At 66.4% G+C, this 15,681-nt stretch carries 13 protein-coding genes; 6 read left to right on the plus strand and 7 right to left on the minus strand.

Translation table 11 applies throughout. The annotated features are described in order from the left end of the window. Positions 1–134 precede the first annotated feature (134 nt). Both H5T74_09955 and H5T74_09960 read left to right on the plus strand, forming a co-directional pair. A complete protein-coding gene (locus tag H5T74_09955; GenBank protein ID MBC7230697.1) occupies positions 135–338 on the plus strand; it encodes a hypothetical protein in 204 nt (67 codons plus the stop codon). Between the two features lie 68 nt (positions 339–406). Next, entirely contained in the window at positions 407–1,270 is an 864-nt protein-coding gene (locus H5T74_09960; GenBank protein MBC7230698.1) for an aminotransferase class IV, read from the plus strand. A 796-nt stretch (positions 1,271–2,066) separates the two neighbouring features. Here H5T74_09960 and H5T74_09965 read toward each other — a convergent pair. The 3 genes from H5T74_09965 to H5T74_09975 form a co-directional block, all read right to left on the minus strand. After that, entirely contained in the window at positions 2,067–2,222 is a 156-nt protein-coding gene (locus H5T74_09965) for a hypothetical protein (protein ID MBC7230699.1), read from the minus strand. A 510-nt stretch (positions 2,223–2,732) separates the two neighbouring features. Further along, the gene (pabB, locus tag H5T74_09970) at positions 2,733–4,133 is read right to left on the minus strand and encodes an aminodeoxychorismate synthase component I (protein MBC7230700.1); all 1,401 of its coding nucleotides are present in this window, start codon (positions 4,131–4,133) and stop codon (positions 2,733–2,735) included. Positions 4,134–4,209: 76 nt separating this feature from the next. After that, entirely contained in the window at positions 4,210–4,788 is a 579-nt protein-coding gene (locus tag H5T74_09975; protein MBC7230701.1) for an aminodeoxychorismate/anthranilate synthase component II, read from the minus strand. 324 nt (positions 4,789–5,112) lie between these two features. Between H5T74_09975 and H5T74_09980 the strand changes: the two genes are divergently transcribed. Continuing rightward, positions 5,113–6,711, plus strand: coding sequence for a carboxylesterase family protein (locus H5T74_09980; GenBank protein MBC7230702.1), 1,599 nt, complete (start codon positions 5,113–5,115; stop codon positions 6,709–6,711). A 171-nt stretch (positions 6,712–6,882) separates the two neighbouring features. On the opposite strand, the gene H5T74_09985 is transcribed toward H5T74_09980, so the two are convergent. Continuing rightward, on the minus strand, positions 6,883–7,554 hold the full coding sequence (locus H5T74_09985) for a lactate utilization protein (GenBank protein ID MBC7230703.1): 672 nt from the start codon (positions 7,552–7,554) through the stop codon (positions 6,883–6,885). 599 nt (positions 7,555–8,153) lie between these two features. Here H5T74_09985 and H5T74_09990 point away from each other — a divergent pair. Next, positions 8,154–9,170, plus strand: a complete 1,017-nt coding sequence (locus H5T74_09990; GenBank protein ID MBC7230704.1) for a hypothetical protein — start codon at positions 8,154–8,156, stop codon at positions 9,168–9,170. Positions 9,171–9,329: 159 nt separating this feature from the next. On the opposite strand, the gene H5T74_09995 is transcribed toward H5T74_09990, so the two are convergent. Next, positions 9,330–10,325, minus strand: coding sequence for a metallophosphoesterase family protein (locus H5T74_09995; GenBank protein ID MBC7230705.1), 996 nt, complete (start codon positions 10,323–10,325; stop codon positions 9,330–9,332). A 231-nt stretch (positions 10,326–10,556) separates the two neighbouring features. Here H5T74_09995 and H5T74_10000 point away from each other — a divergent pair, with 231 nt between their 5' ends. Then, positions 10,557–11,510, plus strand: a complete 954-nt coding sequence (locus H5T74_10000) for a cysteine synthase family protein (protein MBC7230706.1) — start codon at positions 10,557–10,559, stop codon at positions 11,508–11,510. A gap of 220 nt (positions 11,511–11,730) precedes the next feature. Beyond that, positions 11,731–13,407, plus strand: a complete 1,677-nt coding sequence (tadA, locus tag H5T74_10005; GenBank protein ID MBC7230707.1) for a Flp pilus assembly complex ATPase component TadA — start codon at positions 11,731–11,733, stop codon at positions 13,405–13,407. A gap of 30 nt (positions 13,408–13,437) precedes the next feature. On the opposite strand, the gene H5T74_10010 is transcribed toward tadA, so the two are convergent. Next, a complete protein-coding gene (locus H5T74_10010) occupies positions 13,438–13,782 on the minus strand; it encodes an STAS domain-containing protein (protein ID MBC7230708.1) in 345 nt (114 codons plus the stop codon). Continuing rightward, on the minus strand, positions 13,766–14,680 hold the full coding sequence (locus tag H5T74_10015; protein MBC7230709.1) for a hypothetical protein: 915 nt from the start codon (positions 14,678–14,680) through the stop codon (positions 13,766–13,768). The genes H5T74_10010 and H5T74_10015 overlap by 17 nt, the downstream gene beginning before the upstream one ends. Positions 14,681–15,681 lie beyond the last annotated feature (1,001 nt).

Genomic DNA, 15,681 nt, shown 5'->3' on the forward strand with positions numbered 1-15,681 from the left:
TCAGGGCCGGATGGGGTCTCGTGAGGTCTGCGGGACGGGGAGAGGTCGGGCGAGCGGGGAGATCTGCTTCCCTTTCTTCGCCCACGGGCCCGGAAAAGGTTGCCCGCGGGCGTCACCGGTGCGATGCTTGGGTCATGAAGTGGGACGAGATCATCATGGGGGCCGCGGCGATCATCTGGGGTCCGTTGCTCCTCCTCATGCGCGGGGAGCTCCTGGGCTTCGCGCGCGAGGGCGGCAGGGGTCTGCGCGACCGCAGGGTGATCAACGCCCTGGTGATCTCCGCCGCCGTCCTGCTTCCCGCGGGAGGTGTTGCGCTCATCCTGTGGCGGGGGATATAAACGGATAGGACGGCGTGCGGCACCCGGGCGAGAAGGCCGGGGAAAGACCGCGAAACCGGGGGAGCGCGATGAAGGTCTGTCTCAACGGCGCGATAGTGGATGAGCGGGAGGCCTCGCTGCCCGTGAACGACCGCGGCACCCTCTTCGGAGACGGCCTCTTCGAGACCCTGCGCGCCTACCGGGGAAAGCCCTTCCGGCTGGAGCGCCACCTGCAACGGCTGCGGGAGGGATGCCGCCATCTGCGCCTCTCTTACGACGCGCCGCCACAGGAGATCGGCGAGGCCATCGGCGAGCTCTACCGCATCAACGTGGTGAGCGGCGACGCCTACGTGCGCGTCACCGTGACCGGCGGCCGTTTCGACGGCTCCCGGACGCTGGAGAGATCCTCCCGCCCCAACGTCTTCATCCTGGTCAAGCCCTTCGAGGGCTATCCCGAGGAGTTCTACCAGCGCGGAATGCGCGTGATCATCAGCCGCATAAGGGTCAACGAGACCTCTCCGCTGAGCGGTATCAAGAGCTGCAACTACCTGGACAACATCCTGCGCAAGCAGGAGGCGCGGGATCGCGGCGCGGACGATGCCGTCACCCTGAACGGCGCCGGCTTCCTGGCGGAGGGGACATCCGCCAACCTCTTCCTGGTCAAGCGAGGCAAGGTGCTGACCCCCGAGCTCTCCTGCGGCATCCTGCCCGGTATCACCCGCGAGGTGGTGCTGGAGCTGTGCGAGGACTACGGCATCCCGTGCGAAACGGGCACCTATCCTCCCGAGGAGTTGATGGCCGCGGACGAGGCCTTCTTCAGCGTGAGCACCGGGGAGATAGTCCCCATCGCGGAAGTGGACGGGAGCGCGATAGGGTTCCGCTGTCCCGGCCCCCTGACCGCGCGCATCGCGGACGCCTACCGCGCCCTGGTAGCCCGAGAACTCTCCCTCTGATGGGGTCAGCCCCGGACATGGGACATCTTCCGCCAGAAAAGATCCTCGAACTCCACTTATTAGAGTCGATGGGTCGTCTCCGGCATCGGAAGATCCCCCACACACGGTAGAACGCCATTCGGAAGGCGGCAACCGTCCCGCACCCATAGGCCTTCTGGCTCACCACCTTGGCTTTGGGGTTCATCCCCTCGATCCAGGCGTCGGTGATCTTCTCCTTGAAGTGGTTGAACATCTCTTCCTTCCGTCTCTTAATCATCCAGGCGAAGTCCCGTATCGGTTTCAGCCTCGCGTGGGCACCTACCTGAGCCGGAGGTCAAGGTACTTCTCGGCGTTCCTCTTGTAGGTGTAATCCCAAAAGCGGCGGGCCGCCTGCTTCAGGATGTAGGCAAGGCCGATCTTCAGGTTCAGCTTCTCTGAGTCGGACAATCTCCCCCTCTGCCCAGGGGTGAGGTTCCCCCGGGTTCTTGAGTCAGGCACAGCGCGTCTTTACCAAAATCTCCAGGGCTGTCTTTTTGAGCTCCCGCGCCTTCTCGTGCCTCACCCGGTCCACCGCGTCCATGAGATGGGCTATGCCATGAGGCGGAACTTCTGGGGAGCTTCTAGAAGACCATGACCGCCTGAGGCAGCCTTTCCTTTTCTATCGCCACTATGCAGGGCCGCCACATGTAAAGTCAGACCGCTCTTATCACCAGGCGTCGCTTCTGTCCCCATTCCTCGAGGAAGGCCCGCAAGGCCGCCTTGTCCCTGCACTTCCCGCGCCACAGGAGCCTCGCCCGAGCAAGGTCGTAGATCATGGTCATGTACTTATGCCTTTTATTCTGGTTATCTCGTCTATGCCTGTGGCGATCGAGGAGGCGGCATCGCGGCGTTCGAGCCCTAGCCCACCGCGCTCCTCAAGGCCGCCCTGACCGTTTCCCAGTGGACCGGGAAAAGCCTCGCCACCTCCTACCATGCGAGGGTCCTCGCGAAGGCGGCCAGCAGGACCGTGAACGGCATGGAAAGAGGGCTCTTGCCTTGAGACCAGGGCACGGCCTCCACCTAGATGCCGCACTTCTTGCATAAGCCCCTCCTGGGGCTCTAGGTAAGGGTCGCCGGCATGCCCCATATCTGCACGTGGCGCCGGCTTCTCCCCTTGAGGGTTTCGTATCCATCGTTTTCCCGGGAAATCCCCTTGCTCTTTCCAGGGATTTTTTGGGCGTACGAAGAACAGCGATTTCCGCAACCATCCCGCCGCCTTTCTCCCTGACCCCTTCCGCCCCGTGACCTTTGAGCCCCGGCGTCCGGCGCATCAGATGGGGTATGCGCATTTCTCCCTCCTGGATGCTGGCGCGATTACGACAAGCAGAATCAACGGTGAGAATGCCTTACGGCAAGGCTTTTTCGGGTTCACCTACTTATGGGTTTGTGAGGACCAGATTCTCGGAGGTGATCGCGAGATGTCCCATGTCCGGGGCTGACCCCATCAGGAGAGGGTGGCGAAGATGGCCTTGCCCTTGTCCAGGGTCTCCTGGTACTCGTCCTCGGGGACGGAATCGGCCACGATGCCCCCGCCCACCTGGAAGTAGGCGGCATCGCCCTTGACGATGACGGTGCGTATGGCGATGTTGAGGTCGAAATCGCCATTGTATCCCAGGTAACCGATGCTCCCCGTGTACACGCTGCGCGCCGTGGGCTCCAGCTCGTCGATGATCTCCATGGAGCGTATCTTGGGGGCCCCGGTGATGGAGCCGCCGGGGAAGCTCGCTTTGAGCAGGTCCACCACGTCCCGGCCCTCGTGCAGTTCCCCCACCACCGTGGACACCAGGTGGTGCACGGTGGCGTAGTGCTCGATCACCGCATGCTCTTCCACCTGCACGCTGCCGTACTCGCACACCCGGCCGAGGTCGTTGCGCTCCAGGTCCACGATCATGGAGAGCTCGGCGCGGTCCTTGGCGCTGGCCTGGAGCTCCTCCGCCAGCCTCCGGTCCTCCTCCGGGTCGGAGGAGCGGCGGCGGGTTCCCTTGATGGGGCGCGTCTCCACCCTCCTGCCGGTCCCCTTCAGGAAACGCTCCGGCGAGGAGGAGAGGACCTGGCCCTCCACCATGTTGAAGTAGGCGGCGAAGGGCGCGGCGTTCAGGCGGCGCAGGCGGCGGTAGAGCGTCCAGGGGTGCTCGCGCAGAGGGGCTCGGAAGCGCTGGGAGAGATTGGCCTGGTAAATATCGCCAGCAAGGATGTATTCCTTCACCCTGCGCACCGCCTCAAGGTACTCCTCGCGGGTGAAGTTGGAGACGAAGCTCGCCTCCCGCGCGCCGTGCGGGGAGGGATAGTCCGGCGGCTCGCTCTCCAGCGCCAGCCGCGCTTCCCGCAGCACCGCGCCGGGATCCTCGGGGTGGACGGCGGCCAGCCAGGTCCTCTCCTCGCGGTAGTCGTGGGCGAGCACGCGGTCATAGAAGGCGAAACACAGCTCCGGCAGCCCCAGGTCGTCCACGGCCGTCTCCGGCAGCTTCTCGATGTGCCGCCCCAACTCGTAGGCCAGGTACCCCATGCCCCCGCCCAGAAAAGGCGGGAGGCCCGGCGGCATCTCCTCGAGGCGGAACTCGGACAGGGCGGAACGCAGCGCCTCGAATGGGTTCTCCTCGCTATGCCGGACCTCTCTCCCCCTCCTCCACCAGGTGCACCTCCTGCCCCGCGTGGTCAGCACCAGATGCGGGTCGAAGCCGATGAAAGAGTAGCGTCCCAGCCGCTCCATGGCCAGGCTGGAATCCAGAAAACAGGCGTACGGCTTCGCCGCCAGCCGGTGGAAGACGGCCTCCATGGCCGGCGCGTCCTCCAGCTCGGCCACCTCAAGCCTCAAGGGTACTGCCTTCTCCCTTGCCCCGCTCATGGTCTCTCACTCCCCGGTATATAAAAGAACCCATGCCCGACCGGCTCTTCTCTCTCCAGCCTTCCGGCAACCGCCTTCATCTGCACACCTCCAGAAAATTACGGAGCAGGAACAGTCCCTCCGGGGTCATGAAAGACTCGGGATGGAACTGGATCCCCTCCACCGGATACTCGCGGTGGCGCACCCCCATGATCAAGCCGTCCTCGGTACGGGCGCTCACCTCCAGGCAGGCGGGGAAGCCCTCCTCGAGGATGGCCAGGGAGTGGTAGCGGGCCGCCTCCATGGGGCTGGGCAGCCCGGCGAATACGCCGCGCCGGTCGTGGTATATGCGCGAGGTCTTGCCGTGCATGACATAGGGAGCGCGGTCCACCCTGCCCCCGTACACCTCCCCGATGCACTGGTGTCCCAGGCACACCCCCAGGACGGGTATGCGGGGGCCGAACTCGCGGATGATGTCCTTGGAGAGCCCGGCGTCGCGCGGCGCCTTGGGCCCGGGCGAGATGACGATGCCCGCCGGCCCCAGCCTCTCCACATCCTCCAGGGTGGTGTGGTCGTTGCGGAAGACCACCAGGTCCGCCCCGAGGATGCCCAGGAACTGCACCAGGTTATAGGTGAAGGAGTCGTAGTTGTCGATCATCAGGATCCTGCCGCCCATGGAACCTTCCTCTCCCTCAAACGAAAAGACCCAGCCTCTCCACGGCTGGGTGCCGGCCCCTCGCCCGGGCCGCCTGACATACCGATCGAGGGGATTATAGCACAGCGGGAAAGGGGGAGGCGCCCCGGTGGAGGAAGTGGCCGCAGGGAAGTCGTGACCTCGTCCGTGCCACCGCACCCGCAGAGGACCACCCGTGGCACCGGGTCGGGACCCGGGACGCGATCCCGCACGGGGTCCCGCGCACGCGATCCGTACCCTCTTATATGGTATGTTGATGATGGGCATGATGGAGGACGGCGGACGCACGGAGGGGAGGTAATGGAGATGGCAAGGAGATCCACCGCGCTTGGCTTGACGCTGCTGCTGTTCCTCGCCGCGTGCCTGCTCGCGGTGGGGTGCGGGGAGAAGGCGCAGCAGGTCACCTCCACCATGGAGGTGCCCCGCATCGCCTCGGGCCCCATAAGCGGCGAGCACGAGGACGGCGTGTGGTCGTACAAGGGCATCCCCTACGCGGCCCCGCCCGTGGACGAACTGCGCTGGAGGGAGCCGCAGCCCGTGGAGCCGTGGGAAGAGGTCCGCGCCTGCACGCGCTACGGCCCGGCCTGTCCCCAGCCGCATGACGACTGGACGGGGATGATGGACGTGGGCACCACCAGCGAGGACTGCCTCTACCTCAACGTATGGACCCCGGCGGAAAGACCCGGTGAGGGACTGCCGGTGATGGTCTGGATACACGGCGGCGCCTTCAAGAGCGGGGCGGGGTCCCTGCCCATCTACGACGGCAAAAACCTGGCACGGAAGGGCGTGGTGGTGGTCACCATCAACTACCGCCTGGGGGCTCTCGGGCTCATGGCCCATCCCCTGCTCTCGCAGGAATCCCCCCACGGGGTATCCGGGAACTATGGGCTGCTGGACCAGGTGGCGGCGCTGCGCTGGGTGCAGGAGAACATCGAGGCCTTCGGGGGAGACCCCGACAGGGTGACGGTGTTCGGGGAATCGGCGGGAGGGATGAGCATCCTCTCCCTTATGGCCAGCCCTCTCTCCAGAGGCCTTTTTCACCGCGCCATCGTGGAGAGCGGCCCCCTGCTGGAGCTGGGCCTGGCCGTCAACAAGACCCCCACACTGCGCGAGGCGGAGAAGACGGGTCAGGAGATCTCCAAAAAGCTGGGCTGCGACAAGGCCGAGGACGAACTCGCCGCCCTGAGGGAGGTGTCGCCCGAGAAGCTCATCGAGGCCTCCTCGTCGGAAAACGAGTTCTTCAGCCCCATAAACCTCAGCCCCAACATCGACGGCTACCTCCTGCCCCGGTCACCGCTGGAGACCTTTGCAGCCGGCGAGCAGCACGCCGTTCCCCTGCTCACCGGCATCAACGCCAACGAGGGCACCATCTTCATCCCCGAGGTCACCCTGCAGCAGTACCGCCTCATGGCAGGATACCTCTACGGCTCCCACGCCGAGGAGGTGATGGCCCTCTTCCCGGCCAGCGGCGAGGAGGAGGTCAAGAAGGCCCTGGACGGGGTCATAACCCAGATGGGTTTCGCATCCTCGGCGCGCTTCACCGTGGAGAGCATGGAGAAGGTGGGCCAGCCCGCCTACCTCTATCTCTTCACCCGCGCCACGCGGGACGAACGGACGGCGGCGCTGGGATCCTTCCACGGCTTGGAGATCATGTACGTCTTCGGGAACCTGGACAGGGTGCAGCTGCAGGGGGTGGACGAGGAGGACCGGGCCCTCTCCGAGACGATGATGACCTACTGGACCAACTTCGCCTCCGAGGGCGATCCCAACGGGCCGGGAACGCCGCCCTGGCCGGCCTTCGAGAGCGCATCCGCTCCTTACCAGGAACTAGGAACAAAAGTCAAGGCGGCTGCCGGCTTCTTCCAGGCAGCTTACGAACTGACGAAAAGGATAAGGTCCCTGTGAGCGGCGGGACGGCGGTGTCAGGGAACGCGTGAGAGCACGGCCGCCGTGCCGTGTCTCCATGCGCGGACCTGCGGCCCGATTATCAAGATGCCCGCCGATGAAGAGCGCTGGACTCGCCGGGGCTCGGATACCTACGCCGGGTCAGGTTGTGCAGATAAAGGCCCGGGGGTCTCAGAACCCGAGGGACTCACCCACCAGGAAGACCTTGAAATCGGTCATCATGGGCCTCTGGCGGATGATGGTGGTGATGCGGCAAATGCTGGAGGGCAGGGTGCAATCGTAACACCTGCCCTTCTGCACGCAGGGGCTCGCGTCCATGCCCGGCACCGCCATGCCGTAGCGGACGGCGTTGGCGGGGGCCGCCACCTCCTTGATGCGCTCGAAGGCGGCGTCCAGGTCCGGCACCAGCTTGTTATAACCGGCGACGATGATCACCGTCCCGGGACCGAAGGAGGTGCCCGCCACGCGGTTTCCGATACCGTCGGTGTTAACCAGCTCTCCCCGCAGGGTGACGGCGTTGGCGCTGCAGAGGTAGTAGGGGCACAGCAGGGCCTCCCTGCGCACGCGCGTGGCCTCCTCGAAGTCCATCCCCGGCTCATGGGCGTACACCGGGTTGCCGCGCTCGCGCAGGGCATCCAGCAGGCCGATCTGGCGCGTGGTCCAGGAGCCCCCGCATCCCACGCCCGCGTCCGGGGGAATGATCTCCATGACCGCCCTGACCACCTCCTCGCGGCCCGGGAAGAAACGGGCGTCGAATTCGCGTTTTGTCAGGGCCTTGACGGCGGTTTCGCAGCGGGCGCGCACGTAGCGGCTCCAGACCTCACCCATCTCCGAATAGCTCATCTCTCCTCCTCTCCAGGCCGCCACCGTGGCGGCGGCTCACGTTTCGCCTGCCGGGCCGGCCGCCGGGCTCCAGGCCGTCTCCGCTCCCTCCATGCCCGGCGAGATCCCCCGGGCCGAGCCTGCAGCGTACGGCCGCCTCGCCCTAAGGCTATCACCTGCACGTCACCTCCGTCAGCCCACGGCGACATCCAAGGCCGGACCCGAGCCCCGCGGTCCTCTCCTGCTGTCTCCTCGACACCGGAGCCTCGCGGAGGCGGCGGCCCGACATCTTCGCCCATGTCGACAAGCCCGGGAGGAAGACCTCGCTACGTCCGACCGAGGGCATGACCACTCCACGACCCCTCGACCCCCTCCATAGCGCGGACGCCTCGGCGGTCCGCCGCACCGTGTGTGAGCCCCGCGTCGGGGAAGGCGGCGGGCGGGGCGCGCGGGATGTCCAGCGGGCGAAAGGCGGTGAGGCCGGTCAACGCTACGCCGGCCGATTAGTCCTGCGGGCGGGACGCGCGGGAAGTCCGGCGGGCGAAAGGGCGACTGGCTTCCCGCCGATAAGCGTTATATAATCCGTGCACGCAGGACCGGCGAGGCGACGGGAGGGAAGTGTGGACCGGCGAGAGTTACTGGCGGCCGCCCTGGCCGGGGAGCCCACGCCGCGCTTCCCCGTCCTCGGTCCGGGCGGCCTCATCAACGTGATCACCCGCGAGGTGCTGGACCGCTTCGGCATCCCCATTCCCGCCGCCCACTACAGCGGGGTGATGATGGCCGAACTGGCCGCCGCGGCCTACGACATGGCGGGATTCGACAACGTGGGCGTCCCTTTATGCCTCACGGTGGAGGCCGAGGTCCTGGGGGCAAAGGTGGACATGGGTGACGGTATGGCCATGCCGCGCATGGTGGCTTACCCCGAATCCACCCCCGAGGAGATCGTCGCCAACGCCGTGCCCGCCCTCCTCAACCACGGACGGGTGCCCCAGGTGCTGCGCGCCATGGAGCTGTTGCGGGAGATGCGCCCGGGCGCCCCCATCATCGGCAACATCGCGGGCCCCGCCACCCTGGCATCCTCGCTCATCCGCCCCTCGGTGATGATGGAGCTGGTGAAAAAGGACCCCGCCTTCCTCAATCACCTGCTGGAGGGGATCGTCTCCTTCCTCTGCGCCTACGCCGAGGCCATGGTGGAGCGGGGCGCGGACATCATCATGATCCACGAGCCCGCAGGACGCTCCGGTTCCTACCTCGGTTTCGACCTCTTCCTGAACGTGCTGCCCTACCTCAACGAGGTGAGCAGGTACGCCCACCTTGGAGGGGCGAAGCTCATCCTGCACCTCTGCGGAGGGCGCATGGAGCAGGTGAGGATGTGCAGGGAGACGGACATGGACGCCTATTCCTTCGAGGCCGAGGTGGACCCCGGTGAGGCCCACCGCATCCTGGGAAAACCCATCGTGGGCACCGTCCCCGCTTCCCTGGTGCATTACTTCCCCCCCGAGATGGTGCTGGAGGAGACCCTCATGGCGGTGAGCAGGGGAGCAGCCATGATCACTCCCCCCTGCGGACTGGGCCTGGACACCCCCTTCCAGAACCTGCGCATCATGAAGGAGGCGTCCCACCGCTTCCGCGTATGAGCGCGAGCGCACCGGAAAAGGTAGGGCCAACGGCCCGCCGTCCGACTCCCATATGATGCCGGGGAGAGAGCGTGCCGCGGCATCGCGTCCTCCCGGCTCACGCCCGTCCGCCCTCGAGGCGGGCGCCTTCGGCGCGGTCGCGCAACCCGCCGAGCGCACCTACCCCAGCTCGCGCGCCACCTCCCCACCGCCCAGGCGGCGCAGGCGGACGCCTCCGTCGATCACCAGGTAGGTCATGCCGGTGCCCCCCTCGCCGTCGTCCAGCCAGCAGCCGGTGTTGGCCACCCGCACGCGGACGCTCCCCACCCCCGTCTCGCCCAGCCCCGCCCTGTGGGTATGGCCGAATACGAAGAGGTCGGGGATGTAGCCGGGCAGGAGGTGCAGCAGCAAGTCCCGCACCTCGGAGGCGTTCTCCTCGATGCTGGTGAAGCGGCGCGGGCTGGCTCCTTTGCCGGTCTGGAAACGCAGCAGGCGGGCGAAGAGCCTCAGGACTCCGTAGAGGCGGTATTCCCAGGAGGTGATCTCGGGCACGCGCGAGGTACAGGCCAGCAGCTCGAAGAAAGGCTTGTTCAGGCGGTCGATGTCGGAGAGGGCGATGCCCGGCGTGCCCTTGAGGATGAACCTCGCCAGCCAAGCCGTCTTGGCCCACCAGAAGGAACGGCTGAAGAAATCCAGATGGTGGCCGTGCGTGAGCAGCACCGACCTCATGCCGACCCTCAGGGTGAGGAAGGGATAGCTCATCCACAGAGGGAGCCCCTCCACGGCATAGACCGGCTCCTCCCATGCACGGCAGGGCCCGAGGACCAGCGACAGCTCGCCCGATTCCTCCCATCCCGCCTCCCGGCGTTCCCAGGCCTCCTCGTGGAAGGACCATACGTGGTGATCGTGGTTGCCGCACACCAGGACCAGTTCCTTGGCGCCGCCCCAGGCCGCCAGGGCGCGGAAGAACCCGGCCCCCGCCGCAGCCGCCGCGGACAGCCGCGTCCTCCAGAGGTCCCACACGTCCCCCAGAAGGACCAGGAGGTCTATTTCCCCCAGCCCGTCCAGCTCGCGGAGAAACGCCTCCACCACCTCCCCGCGCGTCAGCACCGCCGCGCCGTCGCCGAAATGGGTGTCGCTCATCACCACCGCCCTGCCCGCGATCTCCCTGTCCATACCTCCTCCTCCGAACGCCGTGCCAAAGCAGACCGGGGAACGACAACAGGATACCAGCTCAAGCCGCGCCCGCGCCGCAGGTGCCGGGTCCGGCGGCGTGACCCCGTGTCCGGTCCAACGCCTGACCTCCGGATGAGCATGGGATATAATGCGGATATCCGCCCACGGCCGCGGCGATACCTCCGCCTCGGACGGCTGGCAGAACGGAGAGGGAAAGGAAGAGCGAGTGCCATGATCCGTGCCGACAACCCCCTGGAGATGATCGGGCGCACGCCCGTGGTGCGCCTGACCAAGGTCGTGCCCCGCAACCCCCGGGTGGAGATCTTCGCCAAGATGGAGGGCTATAACCCCTGTTCCTCGGTGAAGGACCGCATCGCCAAGTACATGATCGCGGGCGCGGAGGAGCGCGGGGAACTGACCCCCGACAAGGTGATCGTGGAGGCCAGCTCGGGCAACACCGGCATCGGCCTGGCCATGGTGGCGGCGCACAAGGGCTACCGCCTGAAGATCATCATGCCCGAGTCTATGAGCGTGGAACGCCGGCGCGTCATGCAGGCCTTCGGGGCTGAGGTGGTGCTCACCCCCGCCGCGGAGGGGATGAACGGGGCCATCGCCAAGGCCTTGGAGCTGGAGAAGGACCCCGCCTATTACCATCCCAACCAGTACGCCAACCCCGACAACGTGAGGGCCCATTACGAGGGCACGGGGGCGGAGATCCTGGAGCAGGTGGAGGGCATCGACGTGCTGGTGGCCGGCCTGGGGACCGGGGGCACCATCATGGGCGTGGGCAGGCGCCTGCGCGAGGTCTATCCAGACCTGCGCATAGTGGGAGTGGAGCCCTACCCCAACTCCCTCATCCAAGGCCTGCGCAACCTGCAGGAGTTCATGCCCCCCATCCTCGACCCCTCCATCATGGACGAGAAGATCAACGTCGAGGACGGCTGCGCCTTCAACACCGTGCGGGTGCTGGCCAACGTGGAGGGCCTCTTCGTGGGCATCTCCTCCGGCGCCGCCGTGCACGCCGCCCTCCAAGTGGCGGAGGAGATGGACTCCGGGCGCATCGTGGTCATCCTCCCCGACCGCGGCGACCGCTACCTCAGCACGGAGTGCTTCACCTGCGGCAACCTGGAGTGCGTCTACCGAGACTTCATCTCCTCCCTGCAGCCGCGGCAGCGGAAGGGCTGAGCGGCCCGCCGGGACGCCGTTACCGCAGGGCCCGGGGATGGTGATGACGGCCGGGCGGGGAGATCCCGGGAGATGGAGCCGAGAGTATATAGAAACTTCAATCCGGCGCCGATTAATCATATGATAAAAACGGAGCGGAAGCGGCCGTGGGGCCTTCCGCCTTGCGGCGCGTAAGCCTTGGGCAAGGCCGCGGCGAGCTCCTGCGAGAGGAGGGGAAGGGATGCCTTCCGCGACCGACCGACTGTCACAGTTGCTGCTCAAGAACAAGGTCATCACCGAGGAGCAGCTCACGACGGCCCTGGAGCGCCAGAAGGAATCCGGCGCTTCCCTAGGCCGGGTGCTCCTGGAGCTGGGCATGGTGAGGGAGAACCAGCTCGCGGAGGTCATCGCGCGCGAGCTGGGCATGGAGTACGTGGACCTCCTGGAATACAAGATCAACATCCAGGCCACCACCTCCATCGAGGAATCCACCGCCCAGCGCTACGCCTGCATCCCCATAGACTTCGAGGACGGCAAGCTGGTGGTGGCCATGGCCGACCCCACCAATATCTACGCCCTGGACGACATCCGCCTGAGCACGGGATACGAGGTGAAGCCTGTGGTCAGCGCCAGGGACGACATCATGAACGCCATCCAGCGCTATTACCACCTGGACACCGACGTGGTGGAGCAGGCGTTGGAGGGAAAGATGGACGAGGAGGTGGAGGGGATCTCGGGGGTGGTGGACGACACTCCCCTGGTGCGCTTCACCACCACCATGATCGCCGAGGCCATCAACCGCGGCGCGAGCGACATCCACGTCGATCCGAGGGAGAACGAGGTCCTCATCCGCTACCGCATCGACGGCGTGTGCCAGGAGATCAAGCGTGTGCCCAAGAACATCCACCAGGGCATCGTCTCGCGCATCAAGATCATCTCCGACCTAAACATCGCCGAGCACCGCGTCCCCCAGGACGGCCACTTCGGCATGGTACAGAACGGCAAGGCCATCGACTTCCGCGTGGCTGTGCTGCCCACGGTCTACGGCGAGAAGGTGGTCATGCGTATCCTGGACAAGTCCAGCATCCTGCTGCGCCTCGAGGACCTCGGGTTTCTCCCCGGACCCCTGGAGAAGTTCCGCAAGGCCTTCACTCAGCCCCATGGGGCTCTGTTGGTGACCGGCCCCACGGGTTCCGGCAAGTCCACCTCCCTTTACGCCACCCTCAACGTGCTCAACACCGCCGAGAAGAACATCACCACCGTAGAGGACCCTGTGGAGTACCGCCTGCCGGGCATCAACCAGGTGCAGGTGAACCCCAAGGCGGGGCTCACCTTCGCCAACGCGCTGCGCAACATCCTGCGCACCTCGCCGGACATACTCATGGTGGGCGAGATCCGCGACCGCGAGACGGCCAAGACCGCCATCGAGGCCGCCCTCACCGGCCACCTGGTCCTCTCCACCCTGCATACCAACGACGCCCCCAGCGCCCTTCCGCGCCTCATCGAGATGGGGGTGGAGTCCTTCCTGGTGTCCTCGGCGGTGAACTGCGTCATGGCGCAGAGGCTGGTGCGCAAGCTCTGCCCCAACTGCAAGGTGCCGTACGAACCGGACCCCGAGGTGCTCGCGACCCTCAATTTCCCCCTGGACGAAGAGGACGGCGACCTCATCCTCTACAAGGCCAACGAGAACGGCTGCGCCAAGTGCGGGGGCACGGGGTACAAGGGGCGCGTCGGCCTCTACGAGGTCATGCCCATGAGCGAGGAGATACAGCGCCTCACGGTGAAGGAGGCCTCCGCCACGGTGATCATGAACCAGGCCAAGGAGGAGGGGCTCCTGACCATGCGCGACGACGGGTTCATCAAGGTAAAGATGGGAATTACTTCCATCGAGGAGGTCATGCGCGTGGTGGCCATCTGAGGGGGCGGAGGGCGGCCTCTTCCGGGAGGTTCACCGCACGGCCTCGACCGCTTCCTCCAGCTCTTCGTAGAAGTCGATGATCTTCTCGAACTGCGCCACCCGGAAGAGGTCCCGCACCATCTCAGAGGCGCGCGCGATCACCAGCTTCCCCCCCATGGCCTGCGCCTTTTTGTAGGCGTCGGCGATCACCGAAAGCCCGCCGCTGGAGAGGTAGCTGGCGAAGGCCATGTCCAGGACCACGTTCTTCATGCCCTTTTTGAAGACGCCGTTGATGAACCCGAAGAACTCCTCCACGTTGGTGGAGTCCACCACCCCCGCCACCTCCACCACCGCGAGCGACCTCTCCGGGTCGCTCTCCCTAACCTTCCAGGCCATGCCGCGCTCCCTCTTCCTCCGTGCCCTCACCCCGCAGGGCACGCCAGAACTGCGCGAAGACCTCGGGGATGGGAGGCATCCCGAAGGCGATGATGAAAGCGGCCAGAGTGGGCAGGATGAGCAGCAGCAGGAAGCCGGTGGGGAACATGGCCTCCACGACGTTCCTCATGATCTCCGCCCCGTTCTCCCAGATAAAGCGGAAGGAGACGAGGTCGAAGAAGATGGTGCGGAAGGCCTTGTGCTTCACGATGATCAGGAACCAGTGCAGGAACTCCCCCAGGAAGAGGGCGAAGAAGGTGACCAGGGAGGCCTGCACCGCCAGCTTGGTCCCGTGCTTCCTTCCCGCCTTCCACCAAAAGGCGAGGCCTACGAGCACCCCGATGACGATGGCCACGGCTCCGTACTCGGTGTCCCTGGGTATGAGGTAGGCGTTCACCACCGCCCACAACGCCGCTCCCCCAAAGAGCACGCCGGCGATAAAGAGGGCGGCCCGCCACCAGGAGAGCGCAATGAGGGTAAAGTCGGAAGAGCGTGGCTGGGCAAGGAAAAACCACCGCCCGGCCCTTTTCTCCCTTGCGGCGCGTTCCCTTCTCCTCCCGGCCGTCCTCGCGGCCTTCACCGCTGGCCTTCGTGCCGGCGGGGCTTCCTCGAGCGCCGCCGCGGAAGCGGTAGGCACACCCGCATCGGCTCCCTCCGGCATGAGCAGGGTGGAGACCACGTCGTGCAGCAAGGCGTCCTCCGGGGAGAGTTCCCCTTCCCCTCCCCTCACCGGCAACTTTCTCTCCCGCTTCCTGCGGCTCGGCTTCGGCACGGCGGCCGACCTCTTTGCCTCGAGGCTTCCCGCCGCGGAAGCGGGAGGCGCGCTCTCCCCGCCCGGCAGGGCCGTGGCCGCCGCCACCGGCCCGGTATCCCCCCCGTCCGAGATATCGTAACCGGTTTGCGGCTTCCCTTCCCTCGCTCCTTTTCTCCCCCTACGCCTCCCCGGGCCAGCGGCTGCCCCCCTTCCCTGGAGCAGGCTGAAATCCTCGTCCGGGCCCTGGGCGAGGAACTCGTCCGCGCCGGATACGGCACCGCCCTCAGAAACTCGCGCGCCTTCCTTATCCGCTCCTCGCCTCCGTGATCCCTTGAGACCGGTTACCCTGGCCATGATGCCGGGTCCCGCCGTGCTTGCGGGGGGAGTCGGGGAAGGGTGCTCCCCGCCGGCCCTCCGTCCCGGCTTCGGCACCGCTCTCCCAGCGGCGATGCCGCCGGCCGCCGTTGTCGCGGTTTCGAGAGACCCGGGGCCGGGCACCCTAGCCGCGGGTCCCGCCAACTCGCCCGTGCCCTCGCCTTTCCCGGCTTCCTCTTCCGCGGCCGCGGCGGACACGGGACCCGGGCTCGAGGCCATGCGCCGCCCCTCGAGAGAAGGCCATTCCCGCGCTCCCGCACCGCCTCCGTACTCGCGCTCCATATCTCTTCTGTGGCGGCGCAGACAATCGTGGCAGAGGGTGGTCTGGTCCGTCTCGCGCACGCATTCGATGCAGAAACCCGATCCGCATTCCTTGCAAGAGGCGATCTCCCGTTTGCCGGGATGTCTGGGACAGTTCAAGCGCAGCCCTCCCGTCTGGAACCGGCCGCACGCAGTGCGGCCGTATGAAACCGCCTGTCGTGTCTATATTAACTGAAAGCGCATCCCTCCGAAAGGACGGGGAAGGAAGGCCGGCGCATCGCGTCATGCATCCAGTTCCCGGGCGTACATCGCCGCGTCCTGCCCGCTTGACGGCTCTCTTGACGCGACGCCCGGATACCCGGGGGTCGGCGGTCTCCACCCAGCACCGCCCGATCTTTTCCGTACCCGCCCCTAACCGAGGCCCGAGAAACCCTTCCCGCTCTCCACTCGCCCCGCCCGGCACGCCTCGG

It is taken from the genome of Actinomycetota bacterium (assembly GCA_014360645.1).
Classification (GTDB): domain Bacteria; phylum Actinomycetota; class Geothermincolia; order Geothermincolales; family RBG-13-55-18; genus Solincola_B.

Coding starts and splice junctions, on each gene's coding strand:
- H5T74_09955 (MBC7230697.1), top strand. CDS start 135: ATGAAGTGGGACGAGATCATCATGGGGGCCGCGGCGATCATCTGGGGT.
- H5T74_09960 (MBC7230698.1), top strand. CDS start 407: ATGAAGGTCTGTCTCAACGGCGCGATAGTGGATGAGCGGGAGGCCTCG.
- H5T74_09965 (MBC7230699.1), bottom strand. CDS start 2,222: ATGGTAGGAGGTGGCGAGGCTTTTCCCGGTCCACTGGGAAACGGTCAG.
- pabB (MBC7230700.1), bottom strand. CDS start 4,133: ATGAGCGGGGCAAGGGAGAAGGCAGTACCCTTGAGGCTTGAGGTGGCC.
- H5T74_09975 (MBC7230701.1), bottom strand. CDS start 4,788: ATGGGCGGCAGGATCCTGATGATCGACAACTACGACTCCTTCACCTAT.
- H5T74_09980 (MBC7230702.1), top strand. CDS start 5,113: ATGGCAAGGAGATCCACCGCGCTTGGCTTGACGCTGCTGCTGTTCCTC.
- H5T74_09985 (MBC7230703.1), bottom strand. CDS start 7,554: ATGAGCTATTCGGAGATGGGTGAGGTCTGGAGCCGCTACGTGCGCGCC.
- H5T74_09995 (MBC7230705.1), bottom strand. CDS start 10,325: ATGGACAGGGAGATCGCGGGCAGGGCGGTGGTGATGAGCGACACCCAT.
- H5T74_10000 (MBC7230706.1), top strand. CDS start 10,557: ATGATCCGTGCCGACAACCCCCTGGAGATGATCGGGCGCACGCCCGTG.
- tadA (MBC7230707.1), top strand. CDS start 11,731: ATGCCTTCCGCGACCGACCGACTGTCACAGTTGCTGCTCAAGAACAAG.
- H5T74_10010 (MBC7230708.1), bottom strand. CDS start 13,782: ATGGCCTGGAAGGTTAGGGAGAGCGACCCGGAGAGGTCGCTCGCGGTG.